Here is a 22,665-nt window from a genome sequence, read left to right on the forward strand (position 1 = left end):
TCACATGTCAATGGATTTTCTGTTGGGCTTTTATGTTCTCTGGGGTGTGTGGTGGTGGTTGCGTCGTGGTGTTTGTTGGGGGTCGAGGTGGGGTGGGGGGATGAACCAGGGGACTCCGGTGGTGATGTCGATGCGCCATTGTTCTTTGTGGATGAGGTGGTGGTGGTGGCTGCAGAGCAGGGTGCCGTTGTTGGTTGATGTGGTGCCGCCGCGGGACCAGTAGGTGGTGTGGTGGGCTTCGCACCAGGGTGCTGGGATGGTGCAGTCGGGGAAGGCGCAGCCGCCGTCGCGGGCGGTGATGGCTTTGCGGATGTGGGGTGGGAAGATCCGGGTGGTGCGGCCGATGTCCAGGACGCGGGAGTCGCTGCCGAGCAGGACGGGGATGATGTCGGCGTCGCAGGCGATTTTGCGGATGGTGTCGGGTGAATGGGGCCGGTGAAGGTTGCTGTGCCGGTGCTGAGCGGATTCAGGGCCGCTCCGGTGTTGCCGTGGTCGCTAGGTCGTGAGTTGTGGGTGAGTTGTTCGAAGAGGTCGCGGTGGTCGATGGTGACGGTGAGTTGGGGTCGGAGTCCGCCGTTGGAGGGCAGTTTCCCGGTGGTCATGGCGAGGGCGCAGGCTCCGACGAGGCCGTTGAGGAGTTTCTGGGCCCGGCTGCGGCGGTCCAGGTCCGGGCCGGTGGGCTTGGTGCCGGTGGGATGGTTGCCGGTGGTGAGTCGTGGGTTGGTGGCGGTGTTCATGGCGGTGGTGAGGGTTTCGTATTGTTCGGCGGTGGCGAAGATTTCGAGGTGGTGGAGTCCGTGGCGGCGTCGGCGGCGGAGGAACGCGCCTTGGAGTTGGCGGAGGACTTCTTCGGATGGTTCGGTACCGTCCTGGTCGATCCTGTCGGTCCAGCGTTTGGTCATTTTGGTGACAAAGTCCGGGTCGGATTCCATCGCGGTGGTGGTGAGGGCGTGTTCCATCCGGGTGATGGTGTCCTCATCGGTGAGTTGCCGGACGGTGTCCAGGGCGGTGCTGATGATCGTCGCCGAACGGGACGGTACCAGGGCTGAGGCCAGGGCGTCGGCCAGGACTTCGCGTCGGGCCGGGATTTGTTGCCCTGCGATTCCCGTCTGGGGGAGGACATCGGCCGCGAGGGCGAGCCTGCGGCGGGCTTCACCGATGCTGATCCGCAGCCGGGCCCGAAGGAACTCGGCCGCAGTCCGGTATCCGTCATCCAAAGGGCTCACTGTTGAATCGGCGGCCCGTCCTCCGGAACCCGCGCCGACGACGGAACCGGCCAGAGTTGCTGACTCCATACCGGTCACGGAATCTGCCCCGCGCACGGAAGCTCCTGCGCTTATGGAGCGTGCTTCACCAACGGAAACCGGCGCCACATCGGATCCTGGCTCTGGTTCAGTCCACCCTGTCCGCCACTCTGGCGCGCCAGCTGACGACCCCGGCGACGCTTGCTGTCCTTCCTTCCGGGTCCGTTCCACCGCCTGCGCCGCGACGACCTGCAAGTACTCCAACGACCGGGAGATCTCCTCGACCCTACCCGCGAAATCGGCAGCCTCAACAAAACCAAACAACCGCGCCTCATGGACTACGGATTCACGAAGCAACCCCAGGGCTTCGCTCGCCTGCTCAAGCGGCTGGCCCACAGCACTGGGTGAAGGCCGGCTGGCTTCGATCAGACTTGCTCTGCGCTTGATGTCGGCCGCCAAGACTACTGGCAAACCAGGCGCAGCGTCCAAGGAGTTCACGCCGTCACCGGTGCTGAAATCCGGTAAGCCGCTCAAAGACTCCAATCCGGGAAGCAGCCCAGCGCCTCGAGGGCTACCCGCGAAAGTGTCGGCCGCCGTCGAACCCCTTAACGTGGCCGTCCGGACAGGGACACTCGTGGACCTCAGGGACCGCTGACGCAGCAGGGCATCGGCACGCGGCGAACCCGCCCGCCGCTGCCCGATTGCTCCCATAAACCAACCCTGTCATGGAGCTCTGACATTATTAGCACGAGCAGTTACCGGGTGATCTGTTCGCGCAGGATATCGGCGTGACCACAGTGCTGTGCGAGTTCGCGGAGCATGTGCAGGTAAACCCACCTGAGGGGCAGCGGACCGCGTCGGTTGCCCAGCACCAGATCATCGAGTCCAAGGGGAGTGGCCGCCCGTCTGGAGGTTTCGCACGCCTCTCGATGCGCTGCCTGAATACTGGCAATGGTGTCTTCGTCGTCCAGAATGAACGACTCGTCAGGTGTGGCCGGGATGCCGATCTCGCTCCGCGGCCGAGAGGTGATGGCTTCGTCGAACCAGACTTTCTCCACGAACGTCACGTGCTTAACCAAGCCCAGAAGTGTTGTTCGGGAAGACACCAAGGATCGGCGTGCCTGCTCCTCCGTGAGTCCATCCAAGCACTCGTTGAGGGTTCGACGGTGCTCGTCGAGGAAGGCGTCGAACTGCGTCCGGGCATCGGATTTGATGACATCATCAGCCAAGGTCTGCGGTGTGGCACTCATCCGAAAACCACCGTGCCGTCGTCGTCAATGCTCCAGCCGGGGTTGTGCGCGATTTCCCAAACAATCCCATTCGGGTCCTGGACGTGACCGTGGAAGATGCCGCCAAACGCACCGGACTGGGCGGGTTTCACCACAGTTGCCCCGGCCGACGCCAGGGAGTCGATGGTGCTGGACACCTCAGCCGGGCTGCCGACGTTGTGTGAGAGCGTCACGCCACTGACTCCTGAAGTAGGAGTAGTGGTGCCGAGGTCCTGATCGAACTTTTCGGCGTCAAACAGGCCGAGCATTAGTCCCGGCGCAACCTGGAAGAAAAGGATCTCGCCGGGAATATCCATAGCCGGATCCCAGCCGAGCCCGTCCTTGTAGAAGGCGCGGGCGGCGTCGAGGTCCTTTGTGGCGAACGTGAGGAAATGCAGTCGCTGGTCCATACGGGAATCGTAGCGGGAAGGTACGACGGCGGTAGCCGACTATCGTCGCGGCGGCAGACCCGCGTAGGTGCTTCTGCAACGATCCGGTGGTCATTCGTGGGAATCAGGAACGCTGGCTGTCCACTCGCGGCAACAATGGGGCATGAGTTCTTCTGCACGCCCGACCCGGAGTCGGCTTCAACGCGCGGCCCTGCCGATATCAGTGGCGATGTTGGTGAGCTTGGCTTCTGCAGGTTGCGGTGCCTCGGTAGGAGGGGCACCGCCTTGCTTGCCGCCGGAACATACCGTCAATCCTTCCTCGGCGAAACCGGGCGATTCAGTCACTGTTTCTGCACTGGATGCCAAGTGCGATCCCCAATACGGTGACGACGCTCGGATCAGTATCGTCTTCGTTGATGCGGTCGGGGTCGAGGTACTCAACACGACAGCACCCATGGCCGACGCCGGCGGGTTCAACTTCACCGCGGAAGTCCCTTTGAACTCCGCCCCAGGCGTCATGGCTGTGAATGCCATGCCCCATGGCGTCGATTGGTGTGACGACACCGGCAAGAACAACCGGGTAAGCCAGGGCGAGCTTCCACTCGAGAGGGCATCCTGCGTCCTCCCCACGAAGCCACTCAACATCACCAATTAGGCCGACTTGCCGGGTCTTGTTGAGGCCCGGTCAAAGCTGGTGGGAGGATGGAGCAGTGGAACCCCTCTTCGACTTCCTTGGCAGTTACTGGTGGCTCATTTTTCCTATCGGCGGGATGGCTGGTGGCTGGGCAAGGTCGTGGTCGAAGGCCAGCGAGGAGCGCCACCGGCGCAAGGTTGAGTTGCTGAAGTTACGGAACCAACTGGCGGTCCACGAAGAAGCCAATCAAGCCGAGGTTGTTTCGCTGATTGCCGCGCATGATTCGGTGAACCACCGGTGGCTGGAGTACGAGCTCGACGTAGGGAACCTTATTGATTTCCCGCTTATGACGGACGTCCGCGAACCCCTTACGGTCGCGTTCCTACGAGCCAAAAAGGAAGCCGACGGCTTACGCCCAGCTGCACCCGAGGACATTTCGACGCCGGCCCGGTTGGCTGAGTACCGGACAGCTGTCCACAGTTTCGAACTCGCTTTCGACGTTGCCGAACGGGAAGCCCGGCGCATCAAGGACGGCAACTTCAGCGGCCCGGAACGGCAGCGATTGGCTACGGCAAGGAAGCTGCTCCGGATTGCTGAAGACACCGCAGCCACCCCAGCCGAACGCCAAACGGCGTACAAACGTGCCCGCAAAGAACTCGATGGCCTGATCGTCCTGCCTGAGGCAACGGTCGCCGCTCTTGAAAGCAAGATCATCAGCATGTTGGACACCCGCAAGGACCCCGACACGGACGTCCGGTTCGCTTGAGGCTCCGGTGGTGTGGCTTCCTGACCCTCTTTGAACCCGCAACGGGAGCCATTCAACCGAAATAGGGTGCTTTCTAATACCTCGGGATCCAAAGTGGATCGGGACGGCACAGCAGCTAACCAAACTCGACACCCATCACGGTCCGCACCAACGCCCCGCCCTGATCGTCCTCGAGCTGCCGCATTCCCAGCCGCTCAGCCACCCGACGCGAGGCTACGTTGTCCGGGTGGATAATCGCCACCAGGCGCCCAACCCTAAGAACATCCCGAGCAAGTTCCAGGCAGGCCAAAGCCGCCTCCGTGCCGTAACCGTGCCCCTGAAGGTCCCGGCGAACGTGGTAACCGACTTCGAGCTCGGACCGTCCGTTGACTTGTTGCCGCGTCAGCCCGCAGTCGCCGACGAACCCGCCGTCGTGCGTTTCGACGATCCACAACCCAAAACCGTCGCGAGCGTAATTCGTCTGGTTCCACTCGATCCAAGCCAGTGCTTCGCTCCGCGTTTTGGGCGCTGGGTAGTACCTCATTACTGCGGGATCGCCGAGCATCGAGCTCATTACCTCGAGATCGGCGAGCGTCATCTCGCGAAAGCGGAGGCGGGCTGTCGGGTGGGGGAGCATCCTCGAAGCCTAGCTGCAGCAGGGCTGTACCTTCACCACCTTCTTTGAACTCGGCAGGGCCCTAAAACAACCGTAATCGGCTGAATTAGAGCCCCTAAGAATCCAAAGTGGGTGGTGACGGCACGCCGTCTCTAGCCCGAGCCTCCTATTAGCCCCGGCCCATGCTGGTCGAGGGGTCGCCGCCGCCTTCTGAGGGGTCGGCGCGTAGGTCATCAGGGTCACCGCTCGGCAGACCGGCCGGGCCTGACACGTCGCCTGCGCCGGCAGAAGCGTCAGCGTCCGCCTGGCCGTCCCGGTGCGCGCCGGCGTCGTGCGTTCCGCCGTCATGCGCGCCGGCGTCGCGGTGCCTTGGCGCATCACCTGTCCCGGTGTGGCTCCGCTGGGCGTCATTCGGAGAGAGGTCCTCATCCATGGCGTTGGAGCCTTCGCTGATGGAGGAGTGAACCTGGACGTCGTCGTCTTTGTCGCCCGGCTCGGGGACGCGCCCGTCGTTGACGGGATCGGAGGTGCCGGCCAGGTCTTCCATCGCGTTTTCGGTGGCCTTGCGGATGCTGTCTTCAACGCCCATGAGATGACTCCTTTGCACGAATAGTCCGTATCACGGATCTCGGTTTGCATTAGTAAGCTTACTTACTTCCGCGAGCATACGAAACCCTTCCCTAGGTTGACAAACGCCTCTCTGTTACTCATGTATCCGCAGGTCAAGGCCGGTTGGGGCTGCACTTTGTACCGGTGATCGTTGGGCGATAAGGTATTGCCAGACCGTTTTGCAGAGGGCGGCCCTTATCGCTCCTTTGCTGTCTGCTGGGGACGCATTTCAGTCAGTAGGAACGTGCATGGTCAACCCCCGCCCTGAGCAGGAAGCTCTCCAGAATGGATACTTTTTGGATCTAGTCCTGGGCAGCGAAGACGTCGAAGCTTTTCTCGGCGAGCTCGCGGCTTTCTCCGCCGAAAGCCTCTCGCACCCGGAAGCGCCCGTCTTCTGTGGCATCACCGTATTGCGTCGTAAGAAGTCGGCCACCGCGGCCAGCAGCGATGATCGCGCCAGAGCAATGGATGAGCTTCAGAACGACTTTGATGGCCCTTGTTTCACGGCCATGGATAAGCTGACGCCGGTGATGGTGCCGGACCTTCTTCGGGAACACCGGTGGCCAGGGTATGTGAAGGCCGCGTCGCACCAAGGCTTGCGATCCATTCTGAGTGTCCCCCTCCTGGTGGAAGGCGATACACGTGCTGCGTTGAACCTGTACTCGGAGCAGCCGGATGCATTCAGCAACGACGACATTGAGCGGGCTGAAGTTTTCGCCTCCCACGCCTCAAAGTCGTTGCGCCTCGCCCTGAAGATTGCACAACTCAGCGATGCTCGTAATGATCTCGCAGCGGCCATGCAGTCCCGCACCGTGATCGATCTGGCGGTCGGGGCCATCATGGCGCAGAACCACTGCAGTCAGGACGAGGCCTTCACCATCCTCCGCACCGCATCCAGCAACCGCAACATCAAGCTGCGGCACTTGGCGAAGTCCATCATCTCGGCCGTTTCGTCAGGGAAGATCACCACGCATTTCGAGGAGTAGGTCCGCCTACCGAACCTGTTTCGTGACCCGAGGCAACCATGGAGCAGACTTAGACGGGTGACCGCCAATAAGCCCCGCCCCGGCCTTGCAATTGCTGCGCTGAGCCTCGGGACGGCGCTGAATCCGTTGAACTCGTCCATGATCGCTGTGGCGCTGGTGGTCTTGCGGGAGCATTTCGAGCTCGACGTCGCCACCGTCACTTGGGTGATCACCTCGTTCTATCTCGCGTCCGCCGCGGGCCAGCCGCTCATGGGCCGGCTCGCCGACCGCTTCGGTCCGCGCCGCCTGTTCATGTTCGGCATGGCATTGGTGGCGGTCACGTGCGCAATCGCACCGTTCCTGCCTAACTTCGCGTTGGTCTGCGTGGCCCGCGCGCTGATGGCTGTAGGGACCGCGACGGCGTACCCGTCCGCCGTCGTGATGGTCACCGAGTTGAGCCGGCTAATGAACCTGCCGTCCACGCGGCCATTGGGCCGGATCCAGATGGCGAACACATCTGCCGCGGCTGTGGGCCCTGTGGTGGGCGGGCTTTTGGTGAGTTTGGTGGGGTGGCAGGCGTTGTTCGCGATCAATGTCCCCATCGCTTTGTTGGCGATGATCGTGGTGTACAAGGTGGCACCGGTGGATTCCGGGCGCGAGACCGGCAAGCTCGGGCAGCTAATCCGCGATTCCGACATCCCCGGCATCCTCGCGTTCGTCACTTCGCTGATGCTGGCCATGATGGCGCTGCTCAACGTGATGCCCGGCTACCGCTGGTACCTGTTGGGTGCCGCCACGGTGATCGGCGCGCTGTTCGCCTGGCGCGAGCTGCGTTTCCAGCCGCCGTTCCTGGACCTCCGTTTGCTGGGCCGGAACCGGCCGTTGCTGCTGGTCTACTTGCTGTTTGTGGTGTTCAGCGGCGTCTACTACTTTGCGTTTTTCGGACTTCCGCAATTGCTGCAGGAGGCGGGAAATTACGACGCCGGCGTGGTGGGCCTGCTGATGCTGCCACTTGCGGCGTTGTCGGTTGTGGTGACGCCACTGACCGTGCGGTTCATTGAGCGCTTCGGCGTGCGTTCCGTACTGATCACCGGGGTGTTGATCCTGACGATCGCGACCGGCGCACTCGGGTTCCTGACAATGACCCTGTGGGCGCCGCTGGTCTTCGTCCTGACTGCCTTGATGGGTGTCCCGTATGGGGTGGTCAGCACGGCGTCGAACCAGGGCCTTTACGTTTCCGCCCGCCCCGGAGAGAGGGGAGTGGCCTCCGGGATCTTCCAGACCTGCCGCTACCTCGGGGCCATCACCGCCACTGTACTGATCGGCGTGCTCTATGGCCCGGGCGTGAACCAGGCGAACTGGGGGATCATGGTGCTGGTGATGCTTGGCCTCAGTGCTGTGGTGTTGTTGCTGGCTGTGATGTGGCGGAAGCCAGCGTTATAACGCCCCGAGCTCGCCCCTTCGTGTACCTAACTCGTTCGTGTACCTTACTCGCGCGGGTTGCTTACGTTCCGGTGTGGCCTATGCGCCGGTCTGCTGCGCGCAGTGCTCGCAGCAGAACATGCCGCGTTCGTTTTCCACACCGTGACCCAGAATGCGACAGCCGCAGTGTCCGCAGTTGGGGGCCATGGCGTGGATGGCGCATTCGAAGCTGTCGTAGGTGCCGGTTCGCTCGCCTTGGGTGATGGTGAAGGTCTTGTCGTAATCGTTGCCACATGTATCGCACGTTGCCATGGTGGAGCTCCATTTCGAAGAGGCGGACCCGGCTCCCGCTGGAGGTGGGAGCCGGGATGTTCTTAACATAAGCATGCTTACTTTTCCTCATCAAGATGCTGTCGAAAACGATCTCTTGACGAAATAATTGAGTCTGCTCATAATTGAGTTGAGTCAGTAATTAGTCAAGGGAGAGTTTCAGTGAAAGCCTTCGTCCTTACTCAGTACAAAGAACCGTTGCAGCAGGTTGATGTCCCGGAGCCGGTGCTCGGAGACCGCGACGTGCTGGTCGAAGTGAAAGCTGCCGGCCTGAACCAGTTGGACGAGAAGATCAGACTCGGGGAACTCAAGCAGATCCTCCCTTACAAATTGCCGCAGGTTCTTGGCCACGATGTCGCAGGCGTGGTTCTGCGGGTCGGGGCGAAGGTTCGGTCCTTCAATCCGGGCGACGAGGTGTTTGCCCGTCCCGGAAATGACAGCATCGGCACGTTCGCGGAGCGCATCGCCGTAGCCGAGGAAGACCTGGCTATCAAACCGGCAACCATCAGCATGGAAGAGGCCGGGTCGCTTCCGCTGGTGGCGTTGACCGCCTGGCAGGCGCTGGTAGAGCGGGGCTCGGTGCGCCCCGGCCAGAAGGTGCTCATCCACGCGGGTGCCGGGGGAGTGGGCTCCATCGCTATCCAGCTAGCCAAGTACCTCGGGGCCACGGTGGCTACTACGGTCAGTGCCGGGAACAAGGACTTTGTTCGGGACCTCGGCGCGGATGTGGTGATCGACTACAGGACCGAGGACTTCCCGGAGATCCTTCACGACTACGACCTTGTCCTGGACAGCCTCGGTGGCGAGAACCAGGAGCGCTCGCTGACAGTCCTGAAGCCCGGCGGAAAAGTCATCGGCATTGCCGGGCCTCCGGACGCAGGCTTCGCTCGCCAAATAGGTGCGAACGCCCTGTTGCGGGGTGTCATGACCCTGATCAGTTCAGGTGTGCGACGCAAAGCCAAGCGCCTTGGCGTCACCTACGAGTTCCTCTTCATGCAGGCCAGCGGCAAGCAGTTGAGGGAAATTGCGGCACTCATCGATGCCGGAGACATCAAGCCGGTAGTGGGACGAGTGGTTCCGTGCGATCAGACCTCCGATGTCCTGGCAGCACTTGAAAAGGGCGGCGTCCGTGGCAAGACCGTCGTCAGCCGTATCTAGCCACAACCATCCGAAACGTCAGGACCGAAACCATGAGCAGTGAACAGCAAAACCAGAGCAGTTACTTCCAGGTGCCCGCGAAAACAGTGACGGCCAACGGCGTCAGCTACGCATACCGCGAATTGGGGACCAAGGGTGGTGTCCCGGTGGTTTTCCTCATTCATCTTGCCGGGAACATGGACAATTGGGACCCGCGCATCATCGATCCCATCGCCGAAAAACATCACGTGATCACCTTTAGCAACCGCGGTGTGGGGGCGTCCACGGGAAGTGTTCCGGACAGTATCGTAGGCATGGCGGACGACGCTGCCACCTTCATCAAAGCCCTTGGTTATCCGAAGGTGGATCTCTTCGGCTTCTCGCTCGGTGGCATGATCGCCCAGTCGCTGGTGGTCAAGCATCCCGGGCTGGTCCGCAAACTTGTGCTCGCCGGCACGGGTCCTGCTGGTGGAGAAGGAATCCAGAAGATCATCGGAACCACGTGCTACGACATAGTCCGGGGTACTTTGACCCGGCAAGATCCTAAGGAGTTCCTGTTCTTCAACCGCAACTCTGCAGGCAAACTTGCTGCGCGGGCTTTCATCGAGCGACTGAAAGAGCGCACCACCAATCGCGAGGCACCCGTCAAGCTCCAGGCGTTCCAGACGCAACTGAAGGCCATCCGCAGGTGGGGACTGTCGCCGTCGGCCGATCTGGGCGTCATCATCCAGCCGACGCTGATCGCTAACGGTGACAACGACCGCATGGTGCCCTCGGTTCTGTCGAGCGACATGCACCGGAGGATTCCCGGCAGCGAGCTGGTCATCTACCCCGACTCCGGGCACGGTGGCATCTTCCAGTTCCATGACAGGTTTGTCCCTGTAGCCCTCGAATTCCTGGGCCGCTGATTTGTCGGGCCGCTGATACGGTAGCTGAATGCAGCCTGCGCCCCAGACACTTGGCCGACGTGAGCGGAATAAGCAGGAAAAGCTTGACCGCATCACCGCGGCCGCACGAGAACTTTTCACCCAGTACGGAGTAGACGAGGTCACCACCCAGCAGGTGGCTGAGAAGGCCGACGTCGGATCGGGAACCTTGTTCTTGTACGCCAAGACCAAGGCGGAGCTACTTCTCCTGGTGCACAACGTGAAATACGCCCAAGCCCTCGACTCGGGAATCGAAGCCGCCTCCACGGAAAAATCGGTACTCGACGCCGTGATGGCCATCATTCGCCCCATCATCGAGTGCAACCGCGTTCAGATCGAAAACGGCCGCACTTACCTGAGGGAAATCGTCTTCGGCGATCCTTCCGAGCCGCACCATGCAGAGGCGTTGTCGCACACTATTCGCACCGAAGCCGCCATTGCAGAGATCTTTTCCCGGGATGAGCAGCTGGTGGCCCGTGATCCGGAGAAGCTGGCCCGGATCGTCTCGTCGATCATGTTCATCAGCATGACGTCATCAGCCAACATCGGACACACGGACGCCCAGGTTGGCGACGAGATCCGGGATCAGATCAGCGTGCTCCTGGGCGCCTGACTTTGAGTGGGCTTTAGCGGTTGAGGAAGGCCTCGTGCTGGCGGTGCGCTTCGGCCACCTGCTCGCGGATCGTTTCCACGTCCTTGGCCTTGTTCCTGTACTTCAGGGGCATCTGAACGATCTGCGCTTCCTCTGCGGTCAACGCACGATAGATACGCTCGCGCTCGTTCGCGTCGGCCGTGTAGTCGAGGTCGAGGTAATTGACGGCATGCCGGCGGGCGTTGTTGATAGCTGTCTGGGCCTTGCCGGCAGGGCTGAGAAGCGAGAGCACCACGGTGATGATCAGCGTACCGACGATGACACTCAGGGAGAGGCCGGTGGTGATTTCGATGACGTTGACGTGCTCGCCGTCGTTGATAAACGGCAGGTTGTTCTCGTGCAGGGCGTGCAGGATCAGCTTGACGCCAATGAACGCGAGGATGGCCGCCAGGCCGTAGGAAAGGTAGATCAGGCGATCCAGCAGGCCGTCGATGAGGAAGTAGAGCTGGCGCAGGCCCATTAGCGAGAACGCGGTGGCCGTGAAGACGATGAAGACGTTCTGTGTGAGGCCGAAGATCGCCGGGATGGAGTCGAGGGCGAAGAGGATGTCCGTGCCGCCGATGGCCACCATCACCAGGAGCATGGGGGTGAGGGCCCGCTTGCCATTGACCACGGTGAAGAGCTTGTCGCCGTCGTACTTGTCCGTGGTGTGGAAGAACCTCTTGGCGAGCCGGATCATGAAGTTATTGGCTTGATCGTCGCCGTGGCCGTCGGGCTTGAGCAGGTTTCCTGCCGTCAGCAGCAGGATCAGACCGAAGATGTAGAACACCCAGGCGAACGAGTTGATCAGCGCGGCGCCCAGGAAAATGAAGCCTGTCCGGGCGATCAGGGAGAACACGATGCCGAAAAGCAGGACCTTCTGCTGATCCTCACGCGGTACCCGGAAGCTCGCCATGATGATCAGGAACACGAAGAGGTTGTCCACTGAGAGGGCCTTCTCCGTGATGTAGCCGGCGAAGTACTCCGACCCCATTTGGCCGCCGCCGAAGATCAGCACCAGGATGCCGAAGACCACAGCCAGTCCCACGTAGATGGAGGACCAGACGGCCGCTTCCTTCAGGGTGGGGACGTGCGCCTTCCGGATGTGGAAGAAGTAGTCGAAGGCGAGCAGCGCCAGAATGACGACGATGGTGATGCCCCAAATGAGGGGAGAGACGGTCATATGATCCTGCTTTCGTGAGGTGCGGCGTGGTACTCACCGAGGGTCAGAACTTCTGGGCTCAAATTTACCGGCTTCGTTGCGGCGGGTGATAACTGGATGACACTGCGCTGGTCAGGAAAGTAATTGACAAGTTGGAAAGTACTTTCCTAAAGTCAGGTCATTGGAAGCGACAATTTGGGGGAATCATGAACGAGAACACAGGCAGCGTGTCAGCAGCTGAAGCGCGCGAACTTCTGGCTAAGGCGGATTCGTTGGGCGCAACATCAATCAACGCTGCAGCTTGGCCCGTCGCCGTCACTTTCACGAGCCTGGCAATCATGGGTTCTCTGCTGATGATCGGTATGCACATCGTTGCCCACACCGGATACGGGGCGGCCCTTCTGGCCTGTTCAGTGGGCGCCTGGGGTGCGATCACTGCGTGCATCTGGCCCATGTTCCAAAGGTCAACGAAAGCCGGCTTCACCAAACGCTTCCTCACGTCCCTCATCGCCTACCTTGCCCTGTACGTTGTGGCGCTTGTTGGCGGTGCGTACTTCTTCCCGGACGGTAGTCTCTGGTTCTACATCCCGGCCGCTATCGCCCTGGCTGCCATCGGACTTGCCGCTGCCTTCCGTGAGCTGCGCGCATGAGCACGCCCACAGAACACCCGCGGCACAAGCTCAACGAGCTCGTCCACTCGCCAGTCCGTTTCTCCATCATGGCGGCCCTCTCCGGGGCGGAGTCGTTGGACTTCAAGGACCTGCGAGACGCCATACAGGTGAGCGACTCGGTGTTGAGCAAGCAGCTCTCAATTTTGGAGAAGGCCGAGTTCGTGAAGATCAAAAAGAGCTTCGCCGGCAAGATGCCCCGAACGTCGGCTAGCCTGACGGCTGCCGGCCGGGACGTATGGGCGGTGCACTTGCAGACGCTGCGGGAGATTGCTGGCGGCTGACGCGTTGTGGTGGTGATGGCCAATCACGGCAGTCGGGGCAGGCTGTTGCGAAAGATGCCGGTACCGATTGGTGGTTACTCAATGTTTCGGACCCTGAACTGACCCAGATTTTCTCAGAATCTTTCTGGTCCGAGAGCGGGCCAGCGTCAGGTAGAGCCGGTGCTGCACCTAGTCAGGATGGATGAGGACTGCGGTGCCGTGTGACCTGACCGTCAAGTGACAGGGGCCTATTTGAAGGGGACCGCATCGTCAACGACGTCTGGATGAGATGGATGCTCCTGGCAGTTGATCGCCCTGAGGACTTTCTCGAATGCTACCTTCCAATAGCCCACTATCACCGTTCTATTTTAGGCGGGCACAGGGCCGGGTTCTGGGCAGCATCGACCTTGGGCGCTCAACCTCGTATTGCCTGAGCAGGATCTGCTCGCGCGGCCGCGAACGCAGGATATATGGACGAGACAATCCCTGTGATGCCGCCAGCGGATATGCCTACTCCTACAGAATTCAGGGCCAGCACGGGTGACCAGCCCTGAATCGAACAGATAATCAGGACAGCGAAGATGCCAATGGCCGAACCAGTTACACCGCCGGCCAACCCCACAAGTGTCCCTTCGATTGTGAAAAGTTGCCTGATACTGTGGCGGCTGCTTCCGAGCGCGCGACGGAGGGCAATCTCTGCCGAGCGCGCTTGTACGGAGAGGTACATGGATGTGGCCGCAGATAGGCTGGCCAACGCGAGTAGGACCCAAGAGATAATTCCAATGAAGGTGCCCAAATCGTTTGCTACCCCAAAACGCAGTGCTCGTAGGTCCGCAACAGTGTTGACCTTGATGCTGGCGGGATTTCCAGGCGCAAGTATTTTCGGTATGGATTCAGAGAGGGGTGCAGGATATCCAGGCTGTGTGCGAACAACGAGCGATCCAGTGCCGTCGGACAACTCTGAGTGCCTTGAAATGATGACGCTGTTGACTAAAGCGCTGTCGCGGTTTGCTTCAGTCAAGATTGCGATGACATTCAACGGCGTTCCGTTGACCCAGACCCGTTTACCGGGTCCAGGCACTGAGATACCCAGCGCTTGGGCTGCTTTCTCGCCGACAATAGCGTTGGCTCTTCCATCAGATGCGTCAAGGGCATAACTCATGTGTGCAGGCGCGAGTTTGGCTTCGGAAAGGCTCAGGAGCGCTTCGTCTGCAACTACGACAGTTCCTTCGAAACCCGATTGACTCTGGAAACTAGATGGAGGCAGCAGGCTGACCGGTGCTTCGGCTGCCGGAAGGCTTTGGCGGTACCCGACGCCTCGCACTCCGTCGAGCGACAGAATTGCTGATTTTGCCGCATCAGCATCCATGGACGGGGTTGTGGTCACAATGACCTCGTCCAACGCGGCCTGGGTAAGGCGGTCGGAAACCTGAACGGCTGCACTCTGGCTGATTCCGACCGCCGTGACCAACCCTCCGGTGCCGAGCACAAAGGCCATGATCAACATCAGTGAGCGCAGGGGTTTCGAGGAAAGAGAAGACAGCGCATCGGAAATGTCATCAAGTAATCCACGCCAAGCCAAAAGGGCTTGCTTTGGCCTGCCTGCAGGTTTACTGCTTTGTTCTGGTTTCTGAGGTCGAGGCGATTCAAATTCAGTAGTCGAACCTGTCAGTTCACCATCAGTGATTAGAATCTGCCGGTTCGCCGCCGCGGCAACGTCCGGGTCATGAGTGATCACGACGATGGTTGTCCCCCGTTGGTTGAGCTTCTGCAAATACTCGATAACGAGGGAACTGTTGGCAGAGTCGAGGTTTCCTGTTGGTTCGTCGGCCAGCAGGACTTTAGGGGAGGTTGCAACGGCGCGAGCAAGTGCGAGCCTTTGTCGTTCACCGCCGGAGAGATTCTTGGCTGTTCTTTCCGCAGTGTGTGTCAAACCAAACTGGTTGAGAACGGCGGCCACGATGACTTCTCTACGAGAGCGCCGGAGCCCTTGGATTCTGATACCAAAAGCAGCGTTTCGTGCTGCTGATTCTTCAAGAATGACGTTTGAAGATTGGAACACAAAGCCAAACGTCTCCGCCCTCAGCCGGTCTCTCTCGGCTTCTTTGAGTCTGTGGGTTGCCACCCCATCAACGTTGTAGGTGCCGGCGTCAGGTCTATCCAGGAGCCCAATGATGTTCAGTAGAGTCGACTTCCCTGAGCCGGACGGACCCACTATGGCGACGAACTCGCCCCTCGAAATTTCAAGGTCAGCTCGACAGAGGGCCACGCTGGCGGAATTGGCTTTCCCATAGGCTCTCGCTACACCAACAAGTTGGAGAATAGGGTCATTCATTTTTCAGCCTCTACTACTCTTCTTGAGATTGGAAGCCACCCTCAAATCAGGACCTTTGCTCCTACGGGCAGTTCAGCGTTGGTTTCGATAGCGGCCCATCCATCGGCTTCCCGCAGTATCTTGACGTAGACCCTGTGCTCAGGTTGGGGAGTGGTTTCTGCCACGGTTTTAGGAGTGTAGCGAAGGACGTAGACACCTTCTGCATCTTGTCGAATCGCAATAACTGGTATGGCAGGGGAGCTCGGGGAATCAGTTCCATAGGTCACAAGAACCGGATCGTTGGGTCGGAAGTCGTTTCTAGCCTCATCCGGAACGGAGATAGCTATATCCATTCCGGCCGGCTTGTTCTGCTTCTCGTCCCCGGGGCTGAATGCGCTGGTCGATAGAATCCGCCCGGTTCTCGGCGTTCCGTCACCAGTCTGTATCCGGACGGTCTCACCCGTCTTCAGCTTGTCTGACTGCAGGACGGTGATGCGGGCTAAGACAACATCCGGTGCGGTTTGAATTACTGCAAAGGGTTGATCAAGCAAGACGGTTCCGACAGCGGAAGTTGAGAGAAACACCCCGCTGTCCCCAGGTATCTGGGTGAACTCACGCCAATCTATGTAGGCGTCCTTGCCAGTCCCGCCGGGAGGGATGACTTCAAATCTCTCGTATAGTCCTCGAACTGAAGCAAGGGTTTGTCTGTCTACTTTTCCCGTCGACGTGGTCGGGAACCCGAGATCCGTGAGGGCTAACTGGAACGTCCTGACGTCTTCACCTTGGTCATTTTCACGCATGTTGCGGTACAACGGCACCGATGACTGCAAGGTAATGAGTGGGCGACCCGAAATCATGGCCAGGAGTTGCCCGCTCGTGACGTTGTCGCCTGGATTCACGAACAGTTCTGATACGACCGCGCGGTCAGTTCCCTGGGGCGCCGCTGCCTTCACGTCAAACTTTGATCCAGGGACGACTGCTCCTTGGAGGGTGAGCCGATCTGTTACCACACGGTCTTCGATAGGAACGGCCGCGGGGATCTGAAAACTTGAAGCATCGATTGCTTTGGACCCGGGTGACTTTATTGTTGTTCCCAGGAAAAAGCCAATGAGGATGGAGACGATAAGGGCTGTAACGAATATCCAAAGCCTCAGAGGATGCGAGAAGAAAGGTATTCGTACTCTTCTTGTCTGTTCTGACAACATTTTCGTGGCCTTAGGAGCCGTACGACGAGACTACTTGGTCAGCCTTGGCCAGAACTTCGTCTCTCTTCTTCTGTTCGGCGATGAGCGCCGCGTGATTCTTGCCGATGTATTCTGACTGGAACCTAGCTAGAACATCACCAAGTCTTTGGACAAGTCGTACTTCCGTCTTGCACGCGACGTCCTGGGAAGCGATCCTAATCTGGCCTTCCCTGTCGTCGGGCAGTTCGGGACCCCATTGATTGTCAGCCCGTCTCGGTTTCAGGCCGTTCGCCTCCTGGCATTCGAACCAGTCTTCACGGGCTTGCTTCCAGTCGCTTGATGACGCGGCTTGCGACTTGGATTCATCTAGTCCCTTCTGAACAGGACTGCTGGTTCCAGCAACATTCGGTAGCAGCACAGGGAGCAGCTCTTCTGACAGCTTTTCCTTGCAACCTTCGAAGGTTGCGATGGACGCTTCTGTCGTTTCCGAGACGCCTGAGGCGTAGCCGATCTTAGTTAACCCGGGGACAGGGTCGTATCCATATCTCTCTGCGAACCCTGGGACCCAAATCCCGAAGCGTCGGTCGTCACCGATGGTGGCCGTGGTTTCGGCTGGCACCATTGGCTGGCCGGCGGCCGTCACACAGTCTTCTAGCAGCAAGTTGTTTGCCCTGTCGATCAGCAAGAATTGCTCTTTCGTCACTGAGTAATCGTCAAGAGGCAGCGAAATACTTCCAATGGACGGATCAAGTTTGGCGGTGCTGGTCCCGTCGGGCACTTTGGAATCGGCGGGTGAGCAGGCAGTAAACGCGAAAACTATGGATACTGCGAGACAAACTTGGATTGGCTTCTTCATCACTGTTCTCCAACGGATATATCGACAGGGCAAACGGCTTACTTAGTGGATACCGCGTTGGTGACTCTCGATTTCGTCATTCCATGACCATCCGGGGGCCCTGCCGGCATACACGTCCGAAAGCCACGGTTCCTGCTGACCTGAGGCCCAGTACACCGCATCTCCGCCGTAGTTGGCGTCTGCGTGAAACGTGATGTAATCGCCATAGCCCACGGCCAGGGCCGATGAGGCGTTGGATACCCATGAACCGACGTAATTACTGGTTCCATCCGGATCCGCGTAGACGTCACCCCCAAACCCCTCTTCACGCCAAAGGCAAGCGTTGTAACTGGAGCACGAGGCTGCCATCGCCGGTGCCGCGCCGAGGGTTATGCCTGCTATGCCCGCAATGACAGTTGCTGCAGCTGCAGTTGTTCGAATTACTCCTATTATCTGCATGATTCCCCAATTCTGTAACAATTCCGGTTACTAGATTGCGGGAAAGAGTAAAGGTTGATCAAGCCGATGCTGTCTCCCAAAACAGGAGCGTACTCAGCAGAGATCGAAATGCAACATTTGCGGAGGATCTGGATTAATCGCGGCAAATTGGTCGTCATAAAGAAAAAATTTGAGAAATCGTCGTCATGATCCCGGAGAGTCAGACACTGTATCTGTGGGGGAGTCTCTGCGGCAGGTTCGATCGGATCAGCTGGGCCCTATGATCGCCAAGTTATCCTTGTGTCGCGCTGCTGACAGGGGGACGGCGAGTGCTAGGGGCAGTCCGTTTCGGAGCGGTGCTCCATGTCAGAAAAGAAGCCTATAACGAAGCCTGTTTAGACGCAGCTTCCCTACAAGAGGTCGGCAACGGCCCGGTGAGAAACAACCTGTACACACTGGCTATTTTGACTTTGTGGGTTGGACCAAGCCTCTTCGAGAGGTGCCGGTACTCCCTACATGCAATTCTCTGCTTGATCGTTGGGAGACTTCGCACCGGCTAACGACGATGCCAGGAGCTTGGATGGCTGAGTCATGCTAAAAGGCTTTCACGAGGCAGCTCATCTTGAGGAGCAGATAGCTGCTCAGGCCCTTCCGATTACGATCGCCAGCTGCTCTGTGGAAGTGTCCACGCCTGATTACATGGGTGCGCTTAGGAGGGTTCGCCGTCGTTGTTTGTTAGTAGGAACTTGCGCAAGAGATTGGCGAGCTGCGTCCGCTCGGTCTTGGACAGTCCTTCGAGCATCTTGTGCTGGTTCTCCACGTGGTGCTCTACCACCTCCTCCACCAAGGCGAGTCCCTCAGGGGTGAGGCTGATCAGCAGTTGCCGGCGGTTGTCCGGGTTGGTCTCACGATGAACCAGCCCCCGGTTTACGAGTCGGTCCACGCGGTTGGTCATGGCTGCGGAACCGATCATGGTCAGGCTGGCCAATCGTCCGGGAGTCAGCGGCGCTTCTGCTGCCGAGCGCCGGAGCGTTGCCAGCACGTCGAACTCCCACGGCTCCAGGCCGAACTGGCTCATGAACTTCTGCACGTCCAGTGATGCCAGGCGGCTGGCCCTGTTCAGCCGGCCCAGAACGCCCATCGAACTGACGTCCAGGTCGGGGCGCTCCTTGTTCCATTGCTCAAGAATCGTGTCTACTGCGTCGCGGTCCATCATCCCTCCAAGCTTGACCTCAAACAGTACACCACCTAGATTGTCGTACATCAAATAGTTCGACATCAAAATATATGGAAGTGGACAATGGCTAAGGCGTCTCCTCGGGATCTATTCATCACTGCACTGGCGCCCATGGTCTGGGGATCGACTTACTTGGTGACCACCGAGTTTCTGCCCGCCGACCGGCCGCTCCTGGCCGCAACCGTCCGTGCCCTTCCGGCTGGCATCGTGCTGATGCTCGTCACCCGCACATGGCCGCGGGGGAGCTGGTGGTTCAAGGCGGCCGCCCTGGGCGCACTCAACATCGGGCTGTTCTTCTTCCTCCTGTTTTTCACCGCCTACCAACTGCCCGGCGGGGTGGCGGCGCTGGTCGGGTCGATTCAGCCGCTGTTCGTGTTGCTTCTTGGAGTGCCGCTGCTGGGGGAGCGGATCCGCATGACGCACATCGTCGCGTGCGCTGTGGGAGCGGCCGGTGTCGGCCTGCTGGTCCTGCGGTCCACCGCGACGCTGACGGTTATCGGTGTGCTTGCCGGGATGGCCGGCGCGCTGAGCATGGCGGCGGGGATTGTGCTCACCAAGCGCTGGGGAAGGCCCGACGGCGTGGGGCTGCTTGGGTTCACCGGCCTGCAGTTGGCGATGGGCGGGGCCATGCTCCTGCCGGTGACGCTGGTGGTTGAAGGGCTGCCGGGGTCGGTCTCGGTGCCTAACCTGGCAGGCTTTGCTTACCTCAGCGTGATCGGCGCTTTAGTGGCCTATGCCGTGTGGTTCCGGGGGATCCAGCGGCTGCCCACGATGGTGGTGTCGTTCCTGGGATTCCTGAGCCCGCTCGTTGCCACGGTGTTGGGGTTTGCGTTCCTGGGGGAGGCGTTGTCGGGCTGGCAGATTGTGGGGGCTCTGTTAGTCCTGGCGGCTGTGTTTTTGGTGCAGCGGCCGGTGGCTGGTGAGCATCTGGAACATCCGCGGAAGGCGGAAGCGATCAGATGACAGATGAGCGAAATGTTCGACGGCGCGGGCGCGATACTTTGGCGGTATGCTGTCGCCAGCTGGCGAGATGCGTTCCGTCTTGGGCACCCTCGGTTGGTTGCTGGCGGCAGTGGGCAATCCTTATGGGACGTACCCGGGTGCGAAACTGGTTGTTCGATACTCATTTTGCTTTTCCACACCACTTGATTTTTGATTCAGTTATTCGCCCATCTTGGCATTCAATCTGAACATCACTTTCTTGGTTCACGCCTTGCTTTGGTGGCGTAGGTGTAAAGATTTTCCAAGCATTCTTTGGCAAGTAGAAGCCCCGTTGGTGTGACTTTGTGGGCCCACAGTCGTTGGGAGGACGAATTTGAGGAGCGCAGCACCGAACTTCATTGCGGCCTGAATGGCAGCGTCTGAAAGGCTTGTCACGAGTTCTCTAAGGTTTGCTTTGGTCCATGATTGGGAGCTTAGCCAAGATTGCCGCAAAGGCTCTTAGGCATGATTCTGGTGGACAATCTGCTTCAATAGCGGAACGGAGCCGGTCATGCGACGCCATTCACAGAGCAGATCCCGGAACATATATTGGGCCATGGAGCATCGTAACGTTGGATCTTAGCGTTATGGCGCTCTTGCTAGATCAGTTGAAGACAATCCATCCGTGAGCGAGTGCGTCCTCGCCAACGATCAGACGTCGGCTGTCATATTTTGCTGAAACCAAGGTCCTGTATCTTCTGAAGGGCTCCAAGGATGAGTGCGCTCTGACGGTCTGTAGGGATGGAAGGGACGGGCTTTGCCACGAGTTTGAGGACACTGAGTTCCTTTTCTGTGAGCGCTCGATGCTGCTGGCCGTAGGTAATGGCTTCGGCCCAATCTGCGGGTGGGATCTGCATCACTTTCATTGTTGCGTTGATTCCATTGTCTATTTTTTGCGTAGCCGCGGCTTGGCGCCGTCGATCGATCTGTTCTGTAGGGGAGACAAGTACTTCAAGAAATGACTGCGGGACGTCGACGGGAATCTGCTGGATCAGAGTCCAACACTCGGCGCGTTTGGCCCATTCGGTCACGTTGTCAACGGGTCGGTTCGGAGAATTGAGCGCTTCGAGAACTAGCCTGCCAATGTCGACGGAAAATTCTCGTAGAGGTTGTGGGAGTGACTGCTGCGCCCAAATCGCATTGAAGTCCATTAGTCGACCACGGCCATTTTTCTCGATTTCCCACGAAATCTTGGCCATTGTGTAGGTGACAATATTGGCTAGGTAGCCCTTGTCGTACCAGTCAGCTTTGGCAACGTCGGCGCGGATGGTGTTGAACATGATCGCCCGGGCAACGATGTTTTTAAAGTACAGCTCGTTGAAGTCCGACTCCGAGCGCTCCCAGGTTTCCGCCACGGAGCTGGCGAAAGCCATGAAGTTTTTCTGAGCGCCTTGGCTGACGATATGGGGCTTTTGCTGCCAGGAAAGCTCGAATTTTGCCACATCCGTTTTTGTCATTACCTGGGTCTTCGGATTGCGCGCCTCGAATGCCTTGGCTTGGGCAGCGCCGCCGCGGGATTTTTCGTTCAGGTACTGTCCCCGGGTTCGTTCGTAGAACCAGTAGGTTTGGTACGACTTGCCTGCCATTGCAGGCGCTACCACTCGCCTGGATAGTTCCTCAACACGGCGGTGGAACGCACTGTTGGAGAAGAAGTCCGCGGCGCTGACCTTGTTTTGGCTGTTTGCATAGCGGGAGACGTCCGGGACGATCTCTTCTGCCTTTGTGGCCTCGACGACTATGAGTTTCATCTGGACGAAAATATTGGACAGGTCCGGCTTGGGGGATGTGTCCTTCCGCAGGTTGTAGAGCGAAGCTGTGGTTTGGCCACCGTTGACTATCTGGAGGTTGTTTATCCCGCGGAGGGCCGGCATACCTGAAGACGTATCGACCGACACTGCGGTTGCGGTAGCGGTAATGCCGTTGTTGTACGCAAGGAACATCTCCGGCTTGGAAAGGGCTGTGGTTTTTATGCCTTTGTTAACCTGTCCGCGGGCGCTGAGGTAGCTACGCACGTTGCTTTCGAGGAGCCGACTTCCGTACTGGCCGTACAGGTCGGCAACAACGTTCCCAGGCACGGATGCGAGGTACGTGACGAAATCGGCACTTTTTCCCTCGGTCTTCAGTACCGGAAGGCCTTTCGGGAGCCATGGGTCGAGATCGATTTCTATTTCGGAACGACCGCTGTTGGATTCTTGGATCTGGTGGAGCCGCTGCAGATCCCAGATGTGATATTCGATGGGGACTCCATTGAGTTCCGAACTAACCACGTCTTTTAGTCGGTCGCTGGTGCGTCCATCGGTCAGTAGGTACAGGCGGTAGCGGCTGACGTTACGCCCACGGGAACGAAGGTCCCGAGCGAGCTGGTAAGCGATGGAGCTTTCCTCCAGCGCGTCTTCCAAAAAGTTTTGGACAGATTCCGTCAGGAAATATTCAAGCGCCTTAAGCCGCTTTTTGGCGTCGGTTGTAGAAATGACTGCAATGCCTTCGGAGTCTCGCCAATCGACGACGGCGAGGGAGATTTGACCGTCGGTGTCATCAAGGTCGAATCCGTCGATGGCCAAGTTCTGACGTTTTGAGCCCAGACCCTCGTAGTGGAACACCTGAAGGTTGTCGATTTCTTCGACGTCGGACAGTCGCTCCGCCATCAGGCTGGCGAAGGCGCCGGCT

General features: G+C 59.2%; 23 protein-coding genes and 1 pseudogene. 10 read left to right on the forward strand and 14 right to left on the reverse strand.

Going from position 1 to position 22,665, the window contains the following annotated elements:
- Positions 1-30: 30 nt before the first annotated feature.
- From AC6CH8_RS01195 to AC6CH8_RS01205, 3 genes and pseudogenes are all read right to left on the reverse strand, one after another.
- A pseudogene (locus tag AC6CH8_RS01195) lies at positions 31-1,955 on the reverse strand (HNH endonuclease signature motif containing protein).
- Between the two features lie 44 nt (positions 1,956-1,999).
- Positions 2,000-2,494 carry a DinB family protein gene (locus tag AC6CH8_RS01200; RefSeq protein WP_498188359.1) on the reverse strand — a complete coding sequence of 165 codons (495 nt, stop codon included), beginning with the start codon at positions 2,492-2,494 and terminating at the stop codon, positions 2,000-2,002.
- Positions 2,491-2,922: a VOC family protein gene (locus AC6CH8_RS01205; RefSeq protein WP_498188361.1), complete on the reverse strand. Its 432-nt coding sequence runs from the start codon at positions 2,920-2,922 to the stop codon at positions 2,491-2,493. Before AC6CH8_RS01205 ends, AC6CH8_RS01200 begins: the two co-directional genes overlap by 4 nt.
- 268 nt (positions 2,923-3,190) lie before the next feature.
- Between AC6CH8_RS01205 and AC6CH8_RS01210 the strand changes: the two genes are divergently transcribed.
- Both AC6CH8_RS01210 and AC6CH8_RS01215 read left to right on the forward strand, forming a co-directional pair.
- Positions 3,191-3,556, forward strand: a complete 366-nt coding sequence (locus AC6CH8_RS01210; RefSeq protein ID WP_498188362.1) for a hypothetical protein — start codon at positions 3,191-3,193, stop codon at positions 3,554-3,556.
- A gap of 55 nt (positions 3,557-3,611) precedes the next feature.
- Positions 3,612-4,301, forward strand: coding sequence for a hypothetical protein (locus tag AC6CH8_RS01215; RefSeq protein WP_091465892.1), 690 nt, complete (start codon positions 3,612-3,614; stop codon positions 4,299-4,301).
- Positions 4,302-4,416: 115 nt separating this feature from the next.
- Here AC6CH8_RS01215 and AC6CH8_RS01220 read toward each other — a convergent pair whose 3' ends face one another.
- Complete coding sequence (locus tag AC6CH8_RS01220) at positions 4,417-4,917, reverse strand: GNAT family N-acetyltransferase (RefSeq protein WP_498188363.1); 501 nt, start codon at positions 4,915-4,917, stop codon at positions 4,417-4,419.
- Positions 4,918-5,065: 148 nt separating this feature from the next.
- Complete coding sequence (locus AC6CH8_RS01225) at positions 5,066-5,485, reverse strand: hypothetical protein (RefSeq protein WP_498188365.1); 420 nt, start codon at positions 5,483-5,485, stop codon at positions 5,066-5,068.
- A 268-nt stretch (positions 5,486-5,753) separates the two neighbouring features.
- Here AC6CH8_RS01225 and AC6CH8_RS01230 point away from each other — a divergent pair, with 268 nt between their 5' ends.
- Together AC6CH8_RS01230 and AC6CH8_RS01235 are read left to right on the forward strand one after the other, a co-directional pair.
- Positions 5,754-6,491 carry a GAF and ANTAR domain-containing protein gene (locus AC6CH8_RS01230; protein ID WP_498188366.1) on the forward strand — a complete coding sequence of 246 codons (738 nt, stop codon included), beginning with the start codon at positions 5,754-5,756 and terminating at the stop codon, positions 6,489-6,491.
- Between the two features lie 57 nt (positions 6,492-6,548).
- Complete coding sequence (locus AC6CH8_RS01235; protein WP_498188367.1) at positions 6,549-7,913, forward strand: MFS transporter; 1,365 nt, start codon at positions 6,549-6,551, stop codon at positions 7,911-7,913.
- Between the two features lie 78 nt (positions 7,914-7,991).
- Here the strand turns inward: AC6CH8_RS01235 and AC6CH8_RS01240 are convergent, their stop codons facing one another.
- Complete coding sequence (locus AC6CH8_RS01240; RefSeq protein WP_498188369.1) at positions 7,992-8,204, reverse strand: metallothionein; 213 nt, start codon at positions 8,202-8,204, stop codon at positions 7,992-7,994.
- Between the two features lie 180 nt (positions 8,205-8,384).
- Between AC6CH8_RS01240 and AC6CH8_RS01245 the strand changes: the two genes are divergently transcribed.
- Genes AC6CH8_RS01245 through AC6CH8_RS01255 form a run of 3 tightly spaced genes read left to right on the forward strand, consistent with a single transcriptional unit; the run spans position 8,385 to position 10,898 of the window.
- Complete coding sequence (locus tag AC6CH8_RS01245) at positions 8,385-9,380, forward strand: NADP-dependent oxidoreductase (protein WP_498188371.1); 996 nt, start codon at positions 8,385-8,387, stop codon at positions 9,378-9,380.
- A 32-nt stretch (positions 9,381-9,412) separates the two neighbouring features.
- Complete coding sequence (locus AC6CH8_RS01250; RefSeq protein ID WP_498188373.1) at positions 9,413-10,267, forward strand: alpha/beta fold hydrolase; 855 nt, start codon at positions 9,413-9,415, stop codon at positions 10,265-10,267.
- Between the two features lie 28 nt (positions 10,268-10,295).
- Entirely contained in the window at positions 10,296-10,898 is a 603-nt protein-coding gene (locus AC6CH8_RS01255; RefSeq protein ID WP_498188374.1) for a TetR/AcrR family transcriptional regulator, read from the forward strand.
- Positions 10,899-10,911: 13 nt separating this feature from the next.
- On the opposite strand, the gene AC6CH8_RS01260 is transcribed toward AC6CH8_RS01255, so the two are convergent.
- Entirely contained in the window at positions 10,912-12,099 is a 1,188-nt protein-coding gene (locus AC6CH8_RS01260) for a TerC/Alx family metal homeostasis membrane protein (protein WP_498188376.1), read from the reverse strand.
- Between the two features lie 185 nt (positions 12,100-12,284).
- Here AC6CH8_RS01260 and AC6CH8_RS01265 point away from each other — a divergent pair, with 185 nt between their 5' ends.
- Positions 12,285-12,728 carry a hypothetical protein gene (locus tag AC6CH8_RS01265; RefSeq protein ID WP_498188378.1) on the forward strand — a complete coding sequence of 148 codons (444 nt, stop codon included), beginning with the start codon at positions 12,285-12,287 and terminating at the stop codon, positions 12,726-12,728.
- Positions 12,725-13,030, forward strand: coding sequence for a winged helix-turn-helix domain-containing protein (locus AC6CH8_RS01270; RefSeq protein ID WP_498188379.1), 306 nt, complete (start codon positions 12,725-12,727; stop codon positions 13,028-13,030). Before AC6CH8_RS01265 ends, AC6CH8_RS01270 begins: the two co-directional genes overlap by 4 nt.
- A gap of 394 nt (positions 13,031-13,424) precedes the next feature.
- Here the strand turns inward: AC6CH8_RS01270 and AC6CH8_RS01275 are convergent, their stop codons facing one another.
- The 5 genes from AC6CH8_RS01275 to AC6CH8_RS01295 all read right to left on the reverse strand — a co-directional run bounded on the left by AC6CH8_RS01275 (position 13,425) and on the right by AC6CH8_RS01295 (position 19,044).
- Complete coding sequence (locus AC6CH8_RS01275) at positions 13,425-15,344, reverse strand: ABC transporter ATP-binding protein/permease (protein ID WP_498188380.1); 1,920 nt, start codon at positions 15,342-15,344, stop codon at positions 13,425-13,427.
- Between the two features lie 41 nt (positions 15,345-15,385).
- On the reverse strand, positions 15,386-16,528 hold the full coding sequence (locus tag AC6CH8_RS01280; RefSeq protein ID WP_498188381.1) for an efflux RND transporter periplasmic adaptor subunit: 1,143 nt from the start codon (positions 16,526-16,528) through the stop codon (positions 15,386-15,388).
- A 10-nt stretch (positions 16,529-16,538) separates the two neighbouring features.
- A complete protein-coding gene (locus tag AC6CH8_RS01285; protein ID WP_498188383.1) occupies positions 16,539-17,363 on the reverse strand; it encodes a hypothetical protein in 825 nt (274 codons plus the stop codon).
- Between the two features lie 42 nt (positions 17,364-17,405).
- Positions 17,406-17,801: a peptidase inhibitor family I36 protein gene (locus AC6CH8_RS01290; RefSeq protein WP_498188385.1), complete on the reverse strand. Its 396-nt coding sequence runs from the start codon at positions 17,799-17,801 to the stop codon at positions 17,406-17,408.
- Positions 17,802-18,489: 688 nt separating this feature from the next.
- Positions 18,490-19,044, reverse strand: a complete 555-nt coding sequence (locus AC6CH8_RS01295) for a MarR family winged helix-turn-helix transcriptional regulator (RefSeq protein WP_498188386.1) — start codon at positions 19,042-19,044, stop codon at positions 18,490-18,492.
- Between the two features lie 36 nt (positions 19,045-19,080).
- Here AC6CH8_RS01295 and AC6CH8_RS01300 point away from each other — a divergent pair, with 36 nt between their 5' ends.
- Positions 19,081-19,980 carry an EamA family transporter gene (locus tag AC6CH8_RS01300; RefSeq protein WP_498188387.1) on the forward strand — a complete coding sequence of 300 codons (900 nt, stop codon included), beginning with the start codon at positions 19,081-19,083 and terminating at the stop codon, positions 19,978-19,980.
- 160 nt (positions 19,981-20,140) lie between these two features.
- Here the strand turns inward: AC6CH8_RS01300 and AC6CH8_RS01305 are convergent, their stop codons facing one another.
- Complete coding sequence (locus AC6CH8_RS01305; RefSeq protein ID WP_498188656.1) at positions 20,141-20,332, reverse strand: EcoRII N-terminal effector-binding domain-containing protein; 192 nt, start codon at positions 20,330-20,332, stop codon at positions 20,141-20,143.
- A gap of 331 nt (positions 20,333-20,663) precedes the next feature.
- Positions 20,664-22,643 carry an AIPR family protein gene (locus AC6CH8_RS01310; protein WP_498188657.1) on the reverse strand — a complete coding sequence of 660 codons (1,980 nt, stop codon included), beginning with the start codon at positions 22,641-22,643 and terminating at the stop codon, positions 20,664-20,666.
- Positions 22,644-22,665: the final 22 nt, after the last annotated feature.

This window comes from Paenarthrobacter sp. GQ52, assembly GCF_059759005.1.